Annotated in this window: 2 protein-coding genes; both read left to right on the plus strand. The window is 43.5% G+C overall.

Translation table 11 applies throughout. The features are described 5' to 3' along the window. Positions 1 to 150 precede the first annotated feature (150 nt). Positions 151 to 1,653, plus strand: coding sequence for an IS21 family transposase (istA, locus tag GJB59_RS13720; protein ID WP_142830922.1), 1,503 nt, complete (start codon positions 151 to 153; stop codon positions 1,651 to 1,653). Next, on the plus strand, positions 1,653 to 2,372 hold the full coding sequence (gene istB / locus GJB59_RS13725; protein ID WP_142830924.1) for an IS21-like element helper ATPase IstB: 720 nt from the start codon (positions 1,653 to 1,655) through the stop codon (positions 2,370 to 2,372). Before istA ends, istB begins: the two co-directional genes overlap by 1 nt. Positions 2,373 to 2,446 lie beyond the last annotated feature (74 nt).

Genomic DNA, 2,446 nt, shown 5'->3' on the forward strand with positions numbered 1-2,446 from the left:
TGTTTATGGCATTCTAAAAATGTAGTCTTTGGCAGTTAATTTATGTAGTCTCTCCCGAGACTATTTGAACAAAAAAAGTCACTTGCCAACACCTACCCTTACATTTAAACTCTCTGTGATTGGGCTAACAATTACAGGGAGGTAAAAGGAGTGTTAACAGTGACTGACGTAAATTATATCAGACAAGAAGTGAATCTGAAAGGTCGTCCTTATTCGGAAGTGGCGGATCAGATGGGGCGTGATTTCCGCACCATCAAGAAATACGCAGATCAAGAAGATTGGAATGAACCAAAACAGATACAACGGCGAAAAGCCCGAGTGATGGAGGCAGTCAAACCAGTTTTAGACCAGTGGCTGTTGGAGGATTCAAAGAAAAAGAAAAAATTTCAACGTACTGCCAAGCGAATGTTTGATCAGTTGGAGAAAGAGCATAACTTCCAAGGTTCGTACCGTTCGGTACGAGATTACGTAAGTCGACGAAAAAGAGAATTGGGTGAAGCTGCCGAAGCTGCCTTGCCATTGGAAGCAAAGCCAGGAACAGCGCAAGTGGATTTTGGAGAAGCTCCTTTTATACATAACGGTGAGGTCATTGACCTGCCCTACTTGGTTCTATCATTTCCCTATAGCAACACCTTTTATTTTCAAGTGTTCCGGTCCCAAAATCGAGAGTGTTTCCTGGAAGGGTTGAAAAGAATCTTCCATTACATAGGTGGTGTCCCGAAAGCCATTCGTTTTGATAATTTGACGCCAGCTGTAAAGAAAATCTTGCCTCATGGCGAAAGAGTCTTAACGGATGAATTTCAGCGCTTTGTCTTTCATTATGGATTCACCCCGGAATTCTGCAATCCAGCGAGTGGCAATGAAAAAGGACATGTAGAAGCCATGGTCAAGTACGTACGGAACAATTTCTTATTGCCTGAATTGCCATTTAGCGATTTGGAAAGCCTGAATCGCACGTTCTGGCAGTTAGCCGAAGAAGATCGCGACCGAAAGCATTACGTGAAGGAAGAACAGCTTTCGGCACTTTACACGAAAGACCAGGAAACCCTGTTCCAACTGCCGGAAAAAGCCTTTGAATGTGTGCGATATGAATCAGGAAAGCCCGATAAGTACGGCTACCTGAAAGTGGATAACCGCCTTTATTCCACTTCCCCGCGTTTTGCGAAAGGCAAGGTATTGGCTAAGATTTCCTATAACCGCATCGACATCATGACAGTGGAAAAAGAATTGATCATCAGTCATGTGCGCATTTACGGAGAACAGAAAAAATCAATGGAGTGGCAGCCTTACTTAAACTTAATGGCCAAACGGCCAATGGCAATCAAATATACCAGCTTTTATGAACAGCTCCCGCCAAGTTGGCAGCAATACCTGGAAGCCTGTACAGTCCCTGAAAAACAGCAAGCCTTGCGGCTTCTATCGGTCTTGTTAAAAGAGCATGACTTTTCCATCGCGACAGAAGCGCTTTCCCTAGCCTCTGAACACGGACATCCTTCGGTCGACTCAATCAAGCAGGTCTTTTATCAACTGATTAATGGACGGGGTGTCCGAAAAGAAATTGAGATTCGTAAAGGTTCAGTTCCTGTCATGCCTGCAATCATAAGAGGCGCGGGCAATTATGATCAGCTCTTTGACAAAGGAGGTGCTTCATGATGGAACAAACGATTGAGGAATATGCGAAGCGATTAAAGTTGAGCTGGATTCGCCAGCACTACCACGAGGTAGAAGCTGCTTCAAATGAAGAGTTTCTACTCAAGCTCATGGAACAGGAAATTCAACAGCGGGAGGAACGAAAAACGAATCTCCTACTCAGTCAATCACAGCTTCCAGAGGTCCCGTTGGTACCTTTCATATGGGATGAAATTGATTATACCCAGGGATTAACGAGAAACTATTTTTTAGAGGGAGAATTTCTCCCGAAGAAAGAAAACCTAATATTTTACGGAGGCGTTGGCACGGGAAAGACCTTTCTTTCTACACTGATCGGCCTGAATGCCATTCAGACATCCGCTAAAAATATCAAGTTCTTTACGGTGGCAAATTTGGTCAATCGGCTTCTGGATGCCCATGAGAAAGGGACGATTGGCCGCTTCTATAAGCAGCTTGAAAAATTGGATCTACTGATCTTAGACGAACTGGGCTTTATCCCTTTGCATAAACAAGGAGCTGAACTTCTTTTCCAGGTTATCAGTATGTGTTATGAAAGAAATAGCCTGATTATCACTACAAACCTACGGTTTGGGGAATGGAATCATGTTTTCGGTGATCCCATTTTGACTGAAGCGGTCATTGATCGATTGATTCACCATTCCCACTTGGTCGTTTTTAAAGGACCGAGTCATCGGATGAAAGAGTCTTTACTGCAAAATTGAACAAGAGGAAAAAGGTGCATTGGCAAGCGACATTTTTAACTGCCATTCACTGCATTTTTTACTTGCCAAAAACA

The organism is Planococcus soli (genome assembly GCF_016881065.1).
GTDB lineage: Bacteria > Bacillota > Bacilli > Bacillales_A > Planococcaceae > Planococcus > Planococcus soli.